Raw genomic sequence first — 16065 nt, forward strand, 5'->3', positions numbered from 1 at the left:
GCCGGAACGTACCCTGGAGCCATGGACGACCTGGCCCGCCACGCCGATGACCTCTCCGCGCTGCCCCCCTCCTGCGGACCGGTGCGGCTCGTCGCGGTCGACGGGCACGCCGGTTCGGGCAAGAGCACCTTCGCCGCCCGCCTCGCGGCGGCGCTGGGAGGTGCGCAGGTCCTCCATCTGGACGACCTCGCCACGCACGAGGAGCTGTTCGGGTGGATGGGGCGGCTGCGGGAGCAGGTCCTCCTGCCCCTCTCGCGCGGCGAGAGCGCCCGGTATGCCCCGTACGACTGGACGGAGCGCCGCTTCGGCCCGGCGCGGACCCTGGAGCCGACCCCGGTGGTGCTGGTGGAGGGGGTCGGCGCGGGACGCCGTCAGGTGCGCCCGTGGCTGGCGGCGCTGTTGTGGATGGAGTTGGACCGGGAGGCGTCCTGGGAGCGTGGCCGGCGGCGGGACGGGACCGGGCTCACCGGGTTCTGGGACGGGTGGACGCAGGCCGAGGCGCGGCATTTCGCCGAAGATCCCTCACGGTCGTACGCGGACACTCTGGTACGCCAGTTGCCGCAGGGGTACGCGTGTCTGGCGGGGCCGCGTACGACAGCGGGAGCGAACCGAACCGTCACGCATGGTAGCCAGGACGCCCCACCATACTGAGCAGTCGGAAATCGGCCCGGAAGTGCCCCAACTCCGCTTGACCGGGGAGCCTTACTGGTCTTACGTTCTCATTGTGCGGCTTTTCGGAGCCCCCATGGACGCGAAGCCCCCGATTGTTCCCCCGTGATCGGGGGCTTCGCCCTGTGCTCCCACCGCCGCCCCGGCGACCACACAGAGCGATTCACTCACCCTGGGTCACCACCGCGGGGGTCGGCCATCGGGCGTCCGCCTCCCCGCGCGCGGGTACGATGCACCTCGGTGTGGTCAATTCCCTTCCTCCACGCCGTGATTCAGCACGCTCCGGTGGGCATGCTGTGCGGGCGGGACATCCTGGGGGCACGGTTTGTGGGGGACCTGATGGACATCGGCACACAGGGCGCTGGAGCCCCTGCCGACCTCGCCTGGCAGCGTGGCATGGACGCCTACACGATGGGCGCCTACCCGCAGGCCGAGGAGGAGTTCAGAGCCGCGGTGCGGTTCGATCCGGGCATGGCGGACGGCTGGCTCGGCCTCCACGCGCTGCGCATCGACACCACCACGGCCCTGTTACGCATGTACCGGCACCGTGACCGCTTCGGCGAGCAGCGTGCGCGCCATCGACGAACACTCAACTCCTGGTACTGGCTGGGCTGGTGGGTGCAACCGGTGCTGGAGAGCCGGCGCGATCTGCTGCTGGCGCACGCCTCGCACTGGCTGGACGGTCGCCATGTGCCGGAGCTGGACCGGGCGTTGGCGGGGCTGCCGCCGGTGGACGCGGATCCGCAGGTGCGGTTCCTGCACGCCTGTCGCTCCTATCTGGTCAAGGACTGGGAGCAGTTGGTGCGCTGCACCGAGCAGCTCGTCGACGATCCGATGCTGGGCATCGAGGCGGGTCTGTTCGGCGGGATGGCGCGGGTGCGACTGGAGATGTTCGGGCAGGCGGAGCCCCTGCTGTCGGCCGCTCTGATGCGCTGCCGCAGCGAACAGCCGCAGCGCAAGGAGTTGCGCTACTGGCTGGCGCGGGCCCACGAGGGGACCGGGCGCAGCGCGGCCGCCCTGCCGTTGTACCGGGCGGTGCACCGGGTCGACCCGGCCTTCATGGACACCTCCGCCCGGCTCGCCGCGCTCGTGGAGGGCGACGGGTACGACGAGTCGGCGGACCTGGCCGCCGTGACCCTGACCGGTTTCGGCTCGGGCGCCTCGGGGGCGGGGGCGCAGTCGGAGGGCGACGCGCTGCTCGGCGCCGATCCGGTGGACGGGCGGGAGTCCTGGCCGATGAGCGACCCGGGGCTGCTCGGCGACGAGCCGGTCCCCGGCCCGCCCGTCCCCGTCGAGGGCGCCCGCCGCACCAGGACCCGGAAGCCGCCCCCCTTCCCGGCCGGGCCCAGCGATCCCGCGCTGCTGGCCGACGCGCTGGCGCAGCTGGAGCGCATGGTCGGTCTCGAACCGGTCAAGCGGCAGGTCAAGGCGCTCTCGGCGCAGCTGAACATGGCCCGGCTGCGGGCCGAGCAGGGTCTCCCCGTCCAGCCGCCGAAGCGCCACTTCGTCTTCTCCGGCCCCTCCGGCACCGGGAAGACCACCGTGGCGCGCATCCTCGGCCGGGTCTTCTACGCCCTCGGGCTGCTCGGCGGCGATCATCTGGTCGAGGCCCAACGGTCCGATCTGGTGGGTGAGTTCCTGGGGCAGACAGCGGTGAAGGCCAACGAGCTGATCGACTCGGCCCTCGGCGGGGTGCTGTTCGTCGACGAGGCGTACAGCCTGGCCAACTCCGGTTACAGCAAGGGCGACGCGTACGGCGACGAGGCGCTCCAGGTCCTTCTCAAGCGGGCCGAGGACAACCGGGACCATCTCGTCGTCATCCTCGCGGGCTATCCGGAGGGCATGGACCGGCTGCTCGCCACGAACCCGGGGCTCTCCTCCCGCTTCACCAGCCGGGTCGACTTCCCCAGCTACCGGCCGCTCGAACTCACCGCGATCGGGGGCGTGCTGGCCGCCGAGAACGACGACGTGTGGGACGAGGAGGCGGTGGACGAGCTGCGCTCGATCAGCGGCCATGTGGTGGACCAGGGCTGGATCGACGAGCTGGGCAACGGCCGCTTCCTGCGGACGCTGTACGAGAAGAGCTGCGCCTACCGCGACCTGCGGCTCTCCGGCTGTCCGGGCGAGCTGACCCGCCAGGACCTGTCGACGCTGCGGCTGGCCGACCTGATGCAGGCGTACGGCGAGGTGCTGTCGGGGCGCGGTCCGGTGGGCCGGGGCAAGCAGGAGCCGGGCACGGTGTGACGCCGCGCCGGGGGCTTTGGCTCCCGGCGCGGCGCGACTGCCGTACCTCAGTGCACGAGGGCGGCCCCGGGCGCCGGAAGTTCCGGTGCCTTCGGCGCGTCCACCGTGCGGCGGGGCACCGAGACCGTCCGGTGGGCCGGGTCCCGCACCTCCCCCACCAGCGTCTCCAGGACGTCCTCCATGGCGACCAGGCCGAGGATCCGGCCCGAGGCGTCCGCGACCTGCGCCAGGTGCGTCGCGGCGCGGCGCATCACGGTCAGGGCGTCGTCCAGCGGGAGTTCGGCCCGTACGGTCGCCATCGGGCGCCAGAGCTGCCGCGGAACGGCGCGGTCGGCGTCCTCCAGCTCCAGGACGTCCTTGACGTGGAGGTAGCCCAGGAAGGCGCCGCCGCCGTCCGCGCAGACCGGGAAGCGGGAGAAGCCGGTGCGCACCGTCAGCGCCTCGATCCGGCGCGGGGTCACGGACGGGTCGACCGTGACCAGGGAAGCCCGCCCCAGCAGAACGTCGGCGACGGGCCTGCTGCCCAGTTCGAGGGCGTCCTCCAGACGTGTCGCCGCCTCGGGTCCCAGGAGGCCGGCCTGTCCGGAGTCCTCCACGAGCCGGTTGAGCTGCTCGCTGGTGAAGACGGCCTCCACCTCGTCCTTCGGCTCGACGCCGAACAGCCGCAGCACCAGCCCGGCGCAGGCGCCCAGCGCGGTGGTGACCGGACGGCAGAGGCGGGCGAAGGCGACCAGACCGGGGCTCAGCCACAGTGCGGTCCGCTCGGGCGCCGCCATCGCGAGGTTCTTCGGGACCATCTCGCCGATGACCAGGTGCAGGACGACCACCGACAGGAGCGCGAGGGCGAAGCCCAGGGGGTGGACGAGTCCGTCGGGGACGTGCGCCGCGTGGAAGAGCGGCTCCAGGAGACGGGCGAGCGTCGGCTCGGCGACGGCTCCGAGGGTGAGGGAGCAGACGGTGATGCCGAACTGGGCGGCGGCCATCATCTGCGGCAGGTTCTCCAGGCCGTGCAGGACCGTGCGGGCCCGGCCGGAGCCCTGTGCGGCGAGCGGTTCGATCTGGCTGCGGCGTACGGAGACGAGAGCGAACTCGGCGCCGACGAAGAAGCCGTTCGCCAGTACGAGGAGAGCGGCGAGGAGGAGTTGGAGCACGCTCATCGCGCGGCCTCCAGCAGTGCCGGTGCGGCCGTGTCCGGCTGCGGGTCGGGCATCCGGGTGAATCGGACCCGTTCGGCGCGGTTGTGGCCGACCTGGCGGACGGAGATCCGCCAGCCGGGGAGGTCGGTGCGGTCTCCGGGGGCGGGGATGCGGCCCAGCAGTCCGGCGACGAGCCCGGCAACGGTCTCGTAGGGCCCTTCGGGCACATCGAGTCCGCTGCGGCGCAGGGTGTGCACCCGGCAGCTGCCCTCGGCGTCCCACACCGGGCGGCCGTCCTCGCCGGGGGCGGCGGTCAGCTCGGGGCGGCCCGCGCCCTCGGCGTCGTGCTCGTCGCGGACCTCGCCGACGAGCTCCTCGATGATGTCCTCCAGGGTGACGACGCCGGCGGTGCCGCCGTACTCGTCGACGACCACGGCTATCGGCTGTTCGTGGCGCAGCCGCCGCAGCAGCGTCTCCACCGGCAGCGTCCCGGGCACCAGGAGCGGGGGGACGGCGATCCGTCCGGCCGGGGTGCGCGGGCGTTCGGGGGCGGGGACGGCGAGGGCGTCCTTGAGGTGGACCATGCCGATGACCTCGTCGATGCTGTCCCGGTAGACCGGGAAGCGGGAGAGGCCGGTGGCGCGGGTGAGGTTGAGGACGTCCGCGGCGGTCGCGGTGGAATGCAGGGCGCTGACCTTCACCCGGGGCGTCATGACGTGCTGGGCGGTGAGACCGGCCAGCGAGAGGGTGCGGACGAAGAGGTCGGCGGTGTCCTGTTCGAGTGCTCCGGCCTCGGCGGAGTGCCGGGCCAGGGAGACCAGCTCGCCCGGGGTGCGGGCGGAGGCCAGTTCGTCGGTGGGCTCGACGCCCAGGAGCCGCACCAGCCGGTTGGCCAGGGCGTTGAGGAGGGTGATCACCGGTCGCAGGAGCGCGGCGAAGCGGGCCTGCGGTCCGGCGACGAAGCGGGCCACCTGGAGCGGCCGGGAGACCGCCCAGTTCTTCGGCACGAGTTCGCCGACGACCATCTGCACGGCCGAGGCCAGGAGCATCCCGACGACGACGCCGACACCCGGGACGGCTCCCGCGGGGAGTCCGGCGGCGGTGAGGGGTCCGGCGAGCAGCCGGGCGAGGGCCGGTTCGGCGAGCATGCCCACCACCAGGGAGGTGATGGTGATGCCGAGCTGCGTGCCGGAGAGCTGGAAGGAGAGTTCGCGCAGGGCTTCGACGACGGTACGGGCCCGTCGGTCGCCTTCGGCGGCGGCACGCTCGGCGTCGGGCTTCTCCACGGTGACGAGCCCGAATTCGGCCGCCACGAAGAATCCGTTGGCGAGGATGAGGAGGAAGGCCGCTCCGAGGAGCAGCAGGGGGGTGGTCATGAGGCCGCCGCCTCCGGGGAAGGGGCGGCGCAGGTACTACCGGACGATCCGTCCATTGCTGGAGGGAGTCACTCCTTGGGTCGCAGGTGAGGCCCCGCGGGCCCGGGAGGGGGCTGTGGTACGGGCGGGGCGGGGCGCGCGGGGCGCCGCCGCCCACCAGAGTAGCCAGGAAGGCCCCGCGCAGGGCAGGGGCTCAGCCGGCGGCCGGGGTGTCGTCGCTCCCGGAGCCGCGCGACTCGGCGAGGGAGCGCAGGGCGCGGGCGTCGCGGATGGCCTGCTGCTTGGCCAGGCCGGGCTGGATGCCGAGGGCGGGCAGGCTCGTTCCGTCGCTGAGGTCGAGGTAGACCCAGGGGTCGCCGGAGCGCAGGTTGACGCGGAGGATCTCCTCCCACTCCAGCCTGCGGGTCAGAGTGAGGTTGACGACCGTGACCCCGGTGTCGTCGGCGGTGACCTTGGGCCTGCTGAGCAGGGCCAGGACTCCGAAGAAGAGCGCCGCGACGAAGACGAAGGTGATCCGCTCCCCCGGGTTGAGCCGCTCCAGCATCAGCGCGATGACGGTGATGACGAGGAACATCGCCAGGCCCGTGCTCAGCAGGACCACCCGGGTGAGGGTGGGCCGGAAGGTGACCGGCAGGGTGGGCTGTTCGGGCCTGGGCGCGGACATCGGGGTCTTCTCTCGGGGGGTGCGGGCGGGCCGTCAGAGGCGGCAGGCGTGGATGGCCGTGGTGAGGATGGCGCGGGCGCCGAGCTCGTACAGGTCGTCCATGATCCGCTGGGCTTCCTTGGCGGCGACCATGGAGCGGACGGCTACCCAGCCCTCGTGGTGCAGCGGGGAGATGGTCGGCGACTCCAGGCCCGGGGTGAGGGCGACGGCGCGCTCCAGGTGCTCGACGCGGCAGTCGTAGTCCATCATGACGTAGGACCGGGCGACCAGGACGCCCTGGAGGCGGCGGAGGAACTGCTGCACCTTGGGGTCGTCGGCGGGGGCGCCGTTGCGGCGGATGACGACGGCCTCGGAGGTCATGATGGGCTCGCCGATCACTTCGAGCCCGGCGTTGCGCAGGCTGGTGCCGGTCTCCACCACGTCGGCGATGATCTGGGCGACGCCCAGCTCGATGGCGGTCTCGACCGCGCCGTCGAGGTGGACGACGGAGGCCTTGACGCCCGCCCCGTCGAGGTGGTTGGCGACGATGCCCTCGTAGGAGGTGGCGATCGTCATGCCGTCGAAGTCCTGCGGGCCCGCCGCGGTGCCGGGCTTGGTGGCGTAGCGGAAGGTGGAGCGGGCGAAGCCGAGCTGGAGGATCTCCTCGGAGTCGGCCCCGGAGTCCAGCAGCAGGTCGCGGCCGGTGATGCCGATGTCGAGCTTGCCGGAGCTGACGTAGATCGCGATGTCGCGGGGGCGGAGGTAGAAGAACTCGACCTCGTTCGCCGGGTCGACCAGGACCAGTTCCTTCGACTCCTTGCGCTGCTGGTAGCCGGCCTCATGGAGCATCGCCATCGCAGGCCCGGAGAGTGAACCCTTGTTGGGAACGGCGATGCGCAGCATGAGGTCGGCTTCCTTCGTGCGGAGGGAGTGTGCGGGCGGTTTCGCGGTGGTGTCGCCCGGGCCGGGCCCGGGCTGCGGCGTCGGGGTCGGCTCAGAGATGGGCGTAGACGTCGTCGAGCGAGATCCCGCGGGCGACCATCATCACCTGGACGTGGTACAGCAGCTGGGAGATCTCCTCGGCGGCGGCTTCCTTGCCCTCGTACTCGGCCGCCATCCAGACCTCGGCGGCCTCCTCGACGACCTTCTTGCCGATGGCGTGCACGCCCTTGCCCACCAGTTCGGCGGTGCGGGAGGTCGCGGGGTCGCCCTCGGCGGCCTTGAGCTGGAGCTCGGTGAAGAGCTCTTCGAAGGTTTTGTCAGCCATGATGGTCCTCAGAATACGGGGTCGCCCCGGGGCACTCAGCGCCAGGGTTCGCTGACGGTGCGCAGCGTGGCCGCGGTGGCCACGGCGGCGGTGACCGCTTCGTGCCCCTTGTCCTCGTTGGACCCTTCGAGGCCGGCCCGCTCCAGCGCCTGCTCCTCGGTGTCGCAGGTCAGCACGCCGAAGCCGATGGGAACACCGGTGTCGACGGTGACCTGGGTGAGGCCGAGGGTGACGCCCTGGGAGACGTATTCGAAGTGGGGGGTGCCGCCCCGGATGACCACGCCGAGGGCGACGATCGCGTCGTAGCCGCGTCCGGCGAGCACCTTGGCGACGACGGGCAGCTCGAAGCTGCCCGGGACGCGCAGGAGGGTCGGCTCGTCGATGCCCAGCTCGCGCAGGGCGCGCAGGGCGCCGTCGACGAGTCCGTCCATGACCTTCTCGTGCCACTGGGCCGCGATCACGGCCACGCGCAGGTCGCCGCAGTTGCGTACGGACAGTTCGGGTGCACCCTTGCCGCTCATGTCTCTCCTGTTGCTGGTTACGTGGTGTTCGGTGGTCCGCGTTACTGGTTGGCGCAGGTCGACGCGGGGGCGCCGTCCAGCCAGGGCAGGTCGTGGCCCATGCGGTCGCGCTTGGTGCGCAGGTAGCGCAGGTTGTGCTCGCCGGCCTGGACGGGCATGGGTTCCCGGCCGGTGACGGCGAGGCCGTGGCGGACGACGGCGGCGGTCTTGTCGGGGTTGTTGGTCATCAGCCGCAGGCTGCGTACGCCGAGGTCCGCGAGGATCTGGGCGCCCGCCGCGTAGTCGCGGGCGTCGGCGGGCAGGCCGAGCTCCAGGTTGGCGTCGAGGGTGTCCACGCCGCGCTCCTGGAGTTCGTACGCGCGCAGCTTGGAGAGCAGGCCGATGCCGCGTCCCTCGTGGCCGCGCAGGTAGACGACGATGCCCCGGCCCCGCTCGGTGATGCGCCGCATGGAGGCGTGCAGCTGGGGGCCGCAGTCGCAGCGCTGGGACTGGAAGATGTCGCCGGTCAGGCACTCGGAGTGGATCCGGACGAGGACGTCCTCGCCGTCGCTGACGTCGCCGTGGACCAGGGCGACGTGTTCGACGCCGTCGACGCTGGAGCGGTAGCCGTACGCGGTGAAGTCGCCGAACGCGGTGGGCAGCCGGGTCTCGGCCTCGCGACGGACGGTCGGCTCGTTGCCGCGGCGGTAGGCGATCAGGTCCTCGATGGAGATGATCGTCAGTCCGTGCTTGCGGGCGAAGGGGATCAGCTCGGGCAGCCGGAGCATGACGCCGTCCTCGCCCGCGATCTCGACGATGGCCCCGGCGGGGCGGAGTCCGGCGAGCCGGGCGAGGTCGACGGCGGCCTCGGTGTGGCCGTTGCGGACGAGGACGCCGCCGGAGCGGGCGCGCAGCGGGAAGATGTGGCCGGGCCGGACGAAGTCGCCGGGGCCGGCGACGCCGCCCGCGAGCATCCGCAGGGTGGTGGCGCGGTCGGCGGCGGAGATGCCGGTGGTGACGCCGTGCGCGGCGGAGGCGTCCACGGAGACGGTGAACGCGGTCCGCATCGACTCGGTGTTGTGCTCGACCATCTGCGGGAGGTCGAGGCGTTCCAGCTCGTCGCTCTCCATGGGCGCGCAGATCAGACCGCGGCACTCGCTCATCATGAAGGCGACGATCGAAGGGGTGGCCTTCTCGGCGGCGATGACGAGGTCGCCCTCGTTCTCGCGGTCCTCGTCGTCCACGACGACGACGGGCCGGCCGGCGGCGATGTCGCGGACGGCCTGCTCGACCGGGTCCAGGGAGAAGTTCTCGGGGAGCGGTTCGTGGTCGGGGTGCAGCCAGGTGGGCTGGGCAGTCATGCCGTGGCTCCTTCCAGAGCGGGTGTCCGCGTACGCAGCCACCAGTCGCGCATCCCCCACAGGACGAGGGCGCCGTAGATGACGTAGACGAAGCCGGAGAAGGCGAATCCGTTGGCGAAGTTCAGCGGGACGCCGACCAGGTCGACGAGCAGCCAGGCGAACCAGAACTCGACCATGCCGCGGGCCTGGGCGTACATCGCGACGACGGTGCCGACGAAGATGTACGCGTCCGGCCAGGGGTCCCAGGACAGCGACGGGAAGGCGGTGAACAGGCCGCCGACGGCGAGCGTGCCGAGGGCTGCGGCGCCGATCAGCACACCGCGCTCGCGCCAGGTGGCGAAGCGGACGGCTATGGAGCCGTCCTGGGCCTGCTGCTTGCCGCGGTTCCAGGACCACCAGCCCCACAGGGCGACGACGATCACGACCAGCTGCTTGCCCGCGCTGCCGGAGAGGTGCGCGGAGGCGAAGGCGACGAGCAGGATCACGCCGGAGAGGAGCTGGGCGGGCCAGGTCCAGATCGAGCGCCGCCAGCCGAGGGCCAGGGCGATCAGGCCGACGAGGTTGCCGATCATGTCCGACCACTTGATGTGCTGGCCGAACACGGTGAAGGCCTCGGAGTTGAGCCAGTCCGCGAGGTTCATCGCGGGTCCTGTCCGGCCCGGTCGCCGAGCAGCCGCTCGACGTACTTGGCCAGCACGTCCACCTCCAGGTTGACCGGGTCGCCGGGCTGCTTGCGGCCGAGCGTGGTCAGGGCGAGGGTGGTGGGGATGAGGCTGATGGTGAAGTGGTCGGCCGCCGCGTCCACGACGGTGAGGCTGACGCCGTCGACGGTGATGGAGCCCTTCTCCACGACGTACCGGGTCAGCTCGGCCGGCAGGGAGACCTTGACGAGCTCCCAGTGCTCGGAGGGGGTGCGCTCGACGATGGTGCCGGTGCCGTCCACATGGCCCTGGACGATGTGTCCGCCGAGCCGGCCGCCGAGCGCCATCGGGCGCTCCAGGTTGACCCGGGAGCCGGTGGTGAGCGCACCGAGGCTGGAGCGCTTCAGCGTCTCCGCCATCACGTCGGCGGTGAACTCGCCGTCGCCCGTGTCCACGACGGTGAGGCAGACGCCGTTCACCGCGATGGAGTCGCCGTGCTTGGCGCCCTCGGTGACGACGGGGCCGCGCAGCCGGAAGCGGGAGGCGTCGGTCAGCTGCTCGACGGCGGTGACCTCACCCAGTTCTTCGACAATTCCGGTGAACACTCAGTTTCCCTTCCGAGCAGGGGCGGGGACGGCGGTGATGCGCAGATCGGGGCCGATCGGCACGGTCTCGGTCACATCGAGGCGCAACGCTTCGGAGATCGTGGAGATTCCGGCCTCGGCGAGCGCGGCGGGGCCCGCGCCGAGCAGGACCGGGGCGAGATAGCCGACGACCTTGTCGACCTTTCCCGCGGCGACGAACGCGCCGGCGAGGGTGGGGCCGCCTTCGAGGAGTACGGAGAGGACACCGCGCTCGTGCAGGGCCCCGAGGAGGGCGTCGAGGTCGAGGCCGGGTCCGGCGGCGGCACGGGGCAGGCGCAGGACGGCGGCCTCGGGAAGGTGGCCGGCCGGGGCGTCGTCGGCGACGGCGATGAGGGTGGGCGCGGTGTCGTCCAGGACCCGGGCGCCGGGCTTCACCGCGGCGGCGTCCGTGTCGAGGACGACCCGCAGCGGCTGGGTGACGCCGTCGATGCCGCGTACCGCCAGCTGGGGGTCGTCGGTGCGGGCGGTGCCGGAGCCGACGAGCACGGCGTCGGCCTCGGCGCGCAGCCGGTGGACGTCGGCGCGGGCCTCGGGCGAGGTGATCCAGCGGCTGGTGGCGTCGGCGGCGGCGATCCGGCCGTCGAGGGTGGCGGCGTACTTCCACAGGACGTACGGCCGCCCGAGGCGCACCGAGGTCAGCCAGGCGGCGTTGCCCGCCTCGGCCTCCTCCGCGAGGAGGCCCTGCTCGGCCCGGACCCCGGCGTGGCGCAGGGTGTCGCCGCCGCCCGCGGCCCCCGGGTTCGGGTCGGCGACCGCGTACACGACGCGGCTGATCCCGGCGGCCAGGAGGGCCTGGGAACAGGGGCCGGTGCGGCCGGTGTGGTCACAGGGTTCGAGGGTGACGTAGGCGGTGCCGCCGCGGGCCCGCCCACCGGCCGCGCGCAGGGCGTGGACCTCGGCGTGCGGCCCTCCGGCGCGCTGGTGGAAGCCTTCGCCGGTGACGGCTCCGGCGGCGTCGGTGATCACACATCCGACGACCGGATTGGGGCTGGTGGAGCCGAGACCGCGCGCCGCGAGCGTGATCGCTCGGCGCATGGCGGTGATGTCGGCTGCGGTGTCCACCGGGTCCTCCTGCCTCTTCGGGCACGGACTCCGGGGCCTGTCGATGACGACAGATAGAGCGGCTCACCAGCGGAAACGCCGAGAACCCGAGAACGGGAACGCCAGGAACGCACGGCGTCACGGGAGACTCCCGGCCATGCGTCCGCCGACGGCGGCGTACCGATGACAACCCGCCGCGCACTGCCTCCCATCCGGACTTTCACCGTCGGTCCAGGAATCTCACCTGGTCAACCGGCCGCTGGCTGCGGACGGGTCGCGGACTATAACCGCCGGTTCGGAATTACACCGACCCCGGAGTGCGCTGCTACTGGTACGGAACCAGTCTGCCACGGACGCCTCACGGCCATGCGGGTGAGCACTGTGGGCTGGGTCACAGAAAACCTGGCGCGATTCCGTCGGCGTGAAGTCGACAACGTAGTCATCGGGGGGCCAGGGGCAACCTATCGGGAAAGTTGACGGTTAAAGGTCCAGACCTATTGACGCACTGGTCTAGTCCTCTTAATCTCTGCGTCACCTCCGAGGTTCGGTCCGGCGGTGTGCGCACACCAGGACCCCGACACGACCCACCCCCCTTTGCCAGTTGTGTTCTGCCGACCTCCCCAGGAGGAACGTCCACATGCTGTCCCCCACCCGAGCGAGAGCCACGCTCCTCGCCGCCGGCGCCGCTGTCGCCGGCCTGCTGATGACCTCCCTCGCCGCCACCCCGTCGGCCGCCGCCACCGACCACGAGTCCTGTCGCCCCGACGGGCTGTACAAGACCCCCGGCGTCGACACCCCGTACTGCACCGTCTACGACGGTGAGGGACGCGAGAAGATGGGCGCCGACCACAAGCGCCGCGTCATCGGCTACTTCACCAACTGGCGCACCGGCAAGGACGGCAAGGACGCCTACCTGGTCCCCAACATCCCCTGGGACAAGGTCACGCACCTCAACTACGCCTTCGCGCACGTCGACAGCTCCAACAAGCTCTCGGTCGGCCCCGACAGCGCCGACAACGCCTCCACCGGCATGACCTGGCCCGGTGTCGCGGGCGCCGAGATGGACCCGACGCTCCCGTACAAGGGGCACTTCAACCTGCTGACCAAGTACAAGAAGCAGCACCCCGACGTGAAGACCCTGGTCTCCGTGGGCGGCTGGGCCGAGACCGGCGGCTACTTCGGCCCGGACGGCAAGCGCGTCAACTCCGGCGGCTTCTACTCGATGGCGACCAACGCCGACGGCTCGGTCAACCAGACCGGCATCAACACCTTCGCCGACTCGGCCGTCACCTTCATCAAGAAGTACGGCTTCAACGGCGTCGACATCGACTACGAGTACGCGACGTCCATGAAGGACGCGGGCAACCCCATGGACCACACGCTGGCCAACGGCCGCCGCGCGGGCCTGGTGAAGGGCTACGACGCCCTGATGAAGACCTTGCGCGAGAAGCTGGACCGCGCGGGCGCCGCCGACGGCAAGCACTACCTCCTGACCGTCGCCGCCCCGTCCTCCGGCTACCTGCTGCGGGGCATGGAGACGTACCAGATGCAGAAGTACCTGGACTACGTCAACATCATGTCCTACGACCTGCACGGCGCCTGGAACGAGTACGTCGGCCCGAACGCCCAGCTGTTCGACGACGGCAAGGACAACGAGCTGGCGCAGGCGGGTGTCTACACCACCTCGCAGTACGGCGGGGTCGGCTACCTCAACACCGACTGGGCCTACCACTACTTCCGCGGCTCGATGCCGGCCGGCCGGATCAACATCGGGCTGCCGTACTACACCCGCGGCTTCAAGAACGTGCAGGGCGGCACCGACGGCCTGTGGGGCAAGGCGGCCACGACCGACTGCCCGGCGGGCGCGGGTCTGACCAAGTGCGGTGACGGCGCCGTCGGCATCGACAACCTGTGGCACGACAAGGACGACAACGGCAAGGAATCGCCTGCCGGTTCCAACCCGATGTGGCACGCGAAGAACCTGGAGAAGGGCATCGTCGGCGACTACGTCACCGACTACGGCTTCCCCGCGAACACCCAGCTGACCGGCACGTACGTCCGCAAGTACGACTCCACGCTGGTCGCGCCGTGGCTGTGGAACGCCCAGAAGAAGGTGTTCCTCTCCACCGAGGACGAGCAGTCGGTGAAGGCCAAGGCCGACTACGTCGTGGACAAGGGCATCGGCGGCACGATGATCTGGGAGCTGGCGGGCGACTACCGGTGGAACGCGGCGAAGGGCCAGTACGAGACCGGCGACACGCTGACCACCGCGATGTACGACGCCTTCAAGTCGGCGGCTCCGTACGGCGCGAAGCGCTCCACGGTCACCCTGCCCACCGAGGCCGTCAACATCGACGTCTCCTTCAACCAGTTCGCGCTCGGTGACTCCAACTACCCGATCAGCCCGAAGCTGAAGATCACCAACCGGACCCAGGCCACGCTGCCCGGCGGCACGGAGTTCCAGTTCGACTACTCCACCTCCGCCCCGGCCAACGCCAAGGACCAGTCCGGCTTCGGTACGTCGATCCTCCGCAGCGACCACACGGCCGCCAACAACATCGGCGGGCTCAAGGGCCCCTACAACCGGGTCTCCCTGAAGCTCCCGGCCTGGCAGACGCTGGCCCCCGGCGCCTCGGTGGAGCTGGACTTCGTCTACTACCTGCCGACCTCCACCCCGTCGAACTGGACCGTGACCTTCGGCGGGAAGTCCTACTCGCTCGCCGGTGACCTGGCCCGGGGCACCACCGCGGTCGAGCCCGGCACCGGGACCAACCCCACGCCGACCCCGACGCCGGACCCGACCGGCCCGACGCCGACGCCGACCCCGACGCAGCCGGGCGGCAGCTGCTCGGCCCCGGCCTGGAACACGGCCACCGAGTACGGCGGCGGCTCCACCGTCAGCCACGGCGGCCACCAGTGGAAGGCCTCGTGGTGGACGAAGGGCGAGACGCCCGGCTCCGCCGGTCAGTGGGGCGCCTGGAAGGACCTCGGCGCCTGCTGATCCCTTCTCCGGTCGCCCGGCGGTGAACGGCTCCACCCCCCGCTCACCGCCGGGCGACCGGCACCGCCGTCCCCGGCCCCGGCGTCCACCGCCGGGGCCGGGGCGTTGCCGGGGCACGGGCGCTTCCCTGCGGGCCCGGCCCCGGGCCCGAGCCGGACCGCATCCCCCGGCCGCGTACGTGGAGCTCCGGCCAGGGGGATGCGTACGTGGAGCTCCGGCCGGCCGGTTCAGCCCTCCGGCGCGAACAGCGCGTCCTGCGCCGCGTCCCGGGCGGTGAGCAGCGCACCGCGCAGCACGGCCCCGTCGCCCAGCGAACCGGCACGGACCTCGGTCCGCAGGGGTGACATCGCGGCCAGCCGCTCCTCGACCCGGGCGGCGAGCGCGGCGCCGCCGGCGTGACCGACGGCCCCCGCGAGCAGGACGCAGCCGGGGTCGAGCACCGAGACGACGGCTGCGGCGCCCAGTGCGAGGCGGTCCGCCAGCTCCTTCAGGAAGGGCTCACCCGCCTCCCCCGCTTCCAGGGCGGCCCGCACCGCGTCCACGGCCGCCGCCTCCTCCCGGCCGTCGGTCACCGCGTCGGGGTCCAGGAGGCCGTGCGCGGCGGCGAGTTCGCACAGGGCGGCGGAGCCGGTCAGGGAGTGGAAGCCGCCCTCGCAGTTGACCGCCGAGGGCAGTCCGCTGACTCCGGGGACGGGGAGGAACCCGATCTCCCCCGCGCCGCCGGACGCCCCCTGACGCAGCGTGCCGTCCAGCATGACGGCGGCCCCGATCCCCTGGCCCAGCCAGAGCAGGACGAAGGTCTCCCGGTCGCGGGCCGCGCCCGCCCGGTGTTCCGCGACGGCCGCGAGGTTGGTCTCGTTCTCCACCAGGACGGTGGCGGGCAGCCGCCGCTGGAGCTCCCGGACCAGGCCCCGGTGCCAGGCGGGCAGGCCGGTGCTGTCGCGCAGTTCGCCGGTGGCGGGATCGATCAGCCCCGGCGCTCCGACCCCGACGCTGTGCAGGGGGACGGGCCCGGCCGCGCGGGCGGTGCGCTCCAGCAGCGCGACGGCCAGCTCGACGGCGGGCTCGGTGCCGGTGTCGCTGCCGATGGGCAGGGAGCCCTCGGCGAGCGTGGCCCCCACCAGGTCGGTGACCACCACGCTGACGCTTCCCAGACGCACGTCGAGCGCCGCGAGATGGGCCCGGTCGGCGACGATCCCGTACAGCCGGGCGTTGGGTCCGCGGCGGACGGCCCCGGACTCGCCCACGACCTGGATCAGTCCGGCACTCTGGAGCCGTTCGACGAGGTCGGCGACGGTCGGGCGGGAGAGTCCGGTCGACGTCTTGAGCTGGGTGGCCGTCAGCGGGCCGTCCTGCTGGAGCAGCCGCAGGGCGAGTCGGTCGTTGATGGCCCGAGCCGTGCTCGGAGATGCGGGCATACCGGGATCCTTCCAGATCGCCGCCCCGCCGTTTCCCGGGGCCGCGAAGTAACGACTATTTATCAGGCAGGGTTCCTGATAGTTTACGGCCCGCATCGTCGCACGGGAGCGCCGGGACCACCGG

General features: G+C 72.0%; 14 protein-coding genes and 1 riboswitch. Of the genes, 3 read left to right on the forward strand and 11 right to left on the reverse strand.

Features of this window, described 5'->3' with window-relative positions; genetic code table 11:
- Positions 1-21: 21 nt before the first annotated feature.
- Both ACIRJT_RS09455 and ACIRJT_RS09460 read left to right on the forward strand, forming a co-directional pair.
- Entirely contained in the window at positions 22-651 is a 630-nt protein-coding gene (locus ACIRJT_RS09455) for a uridine kinase (protein ID WP_403906679.1), read from the forward strand.
- A 357-nt stretch (positions 652-1008) separates the two neighbouring features.
- Entirely contained in the window at positions 1009-2913 is a 1905-nt protein-coding gene (locus ACIRJT_RS09460; protein ID WP_403907495.1) for an AAA family ATPase, read from the forward strand.
- A 47-nt stretch (positions 2914-2960) separates the two neighbouring features.
- On the opposite strand, the gene ACIRJT_RS09465 is transcribed toward ACIRJT_RS09460, so the two are convergent.
- The 10 genes from ACIRJT_RS09465 to ribD form a co-directional block, all read right to left on the reverse strand.
- The gene (locus ACIRJT_RS09465) at positions 2961-4070 is read right to left on the reverse strand and encodes a hemolysin family protein (RefSeq protein WP_403906682.1); all 1110 of its coding nucleotides are present in this window, start codon (positions 4068-4070) and stop codon (positions 2961-2963) included.
- Complete coding sequence (locus tag ACIRJT_RS09470; RefSeq protein WP_403906685.1) at positions 4067-5425, reverse strand: hemolysin family protein; 1359 nt, start codon at positions 5423-5425, stop codon at positions 4067-4069. The genes ACIRJT_RS09465 and ACIRJT_RS09470 overlap by 4 nt, the downstream gene beginning before the upstream one ends.
- A 193-nt stretch (positions 5426-5618) precedes the next feature.
- The gene (locus ACIRJT_RS09475; RefSeq protein ID WP_403906687.1) at positions 5619-6089 is read right to left on the reverse strand and encodes a PH domain-containing protein; all 471 of its coding nucleotides are present in this window, start codon (positions 6087-6089) and stop codon (positions 5619-5621) included.
- Positions 6090-6122: 33 nt separating this feature from the next.
- Complete coding sequence (hisG, locus tag ACIRJT_RS09480) at positions 6123-6971, reverse strand: ATP phosphoribosyltransferase (protein ID WP_403906690.1); 849 nt, start codon at positions 6969-6971, stop codon at positions 6123-6125.
- 91 nt (positions 6972-7062) lie between these two features.
- The gene (locus tag ACIRJT_RS09485; protein WP_403906693.1) at positions 7063-7335 is read right to left on the reverse strand and encodes a phosphoribosyl-ATP diphosphatase; all 273 of its coding nucleotides are present in this window, start codon (positions 7333-7335) and stop codon (positions 7063-7065) included.
- A gap of 35 nt (positions 7336-7370) precedes the next feature.
- Positions 7371-7856 (reverse strand): 6,7-dimethyl-8-ribityllumazine synthase, encoded by a 486-nt coding sequence (gene ribH, locus ACIRJT_RS09490; RefSeq protein ID WP_403906695.1) that lies wholly within the window; start codon positions 7854-7856, stop codon positions 7371-7373.
- Between the two features lie 41 nt (positions 7857-7897).
- Positions 7898-9196, reverse strand: coding sequence for a bifunctional 3,4-dihydroxy-2-butanone-4-phosphate synthase/GTP cyclohydrolase II (locus ACIRJT_RS09495; protein WP_403906697.1), 1299 nt, complete (start codon positions 9194-9196; stop codon positions 7898-7900).
- Positions 9193-9837 (reverse strand): nicotinamide riboside transporter PnuC, encoded by a 645-nt coding sequence (locus ACIRJT_RS09500; RefSeq protein WP_403906700.1) that lies wholly within the window; start codon positions 9835-9837, stop codon positions 9193-9195. Before ACIRJT_RS09500 ends, ACIRJT_RS09495 begins: the two co-directional genes overlap by 4 nt.
- Positions 9834-10442, reverse strand: a complete 609-nt coding sequence (locus tag ACIRJT_RS09505) for a riboflavin synthase (RefSeq protein WP_403906702.1) — start codon at positions 10440-10442, stop codon at positions 9834-9836. The genes ACIRJT_RS09500 and ACIRJT_RS09505 overlap by 4 nt, the downstream gene beginning before the upstream one ends.
- On the reverse strand, positions 10443-11543 hold the full coding sequence (ribD, locus tag ACIRJT_RS09510; protein WP_403906705.1) for a bifunctional diaminohydroxyphosphoribosylaminopyrimidine deaminase/5-amino-6-(5-phosphoribosylamino)uracil reductase RibD: 1101 nt from the start codon (positions 11541-11543) through the stop codon (positions 10443-10445).
- 173 nt (positions 11544-11716) lie between these two features.
- A riboswitch (FMN riboswitch) is annotated at positions 11717-11847 on the reverse strand.
- A gap of 312 nt (positions 11848-12159) precedes the next feature.
- Here ribD and ACIRJT_RS09515 point away from each other — a divergent pair.
- A complete protein-coding gene (locus ACIRJT_RS09515; RefSeq protein WP_403906708.1) occupies positions 12160-14523 on the forward strand; it encodes a chitinase C-terminal domain-containing protein in 2364 nt (787 codons plus the stop codon).
- Between the two features lie 227 nt (positions 14524-14750).
- Here ACIRJT_RS09515 and ACIRJT_RS09520 read toward each other — a convergent pair whose 3' ends face one another.
- Positions 14751-15941 carry an ROK family transcriptional regulator gene (locus ACIRJT_RS09520; RefSeq protein ID WP_403906710.1) on the reverse strand — a complete coding sequence of 397 codons (1191 nt, stop codon included), beginning with the start codon at positions 15939-15941 and terminating at the stop codon, positions 14751-14753.
- Positions 15942-16065: the final 124 nt, after the last annotated feature.

It is taken from the genome of Streptomyces sp. NPDC102283 (assembly GCF_044766265.1).
In the GTDB taxonomy this organism is placed as follows: domain Bacteria; phylum Actinomycetota; class Actinomycetes; order Streptomycetales; family Streptomycetaceae; genus Streptomyces.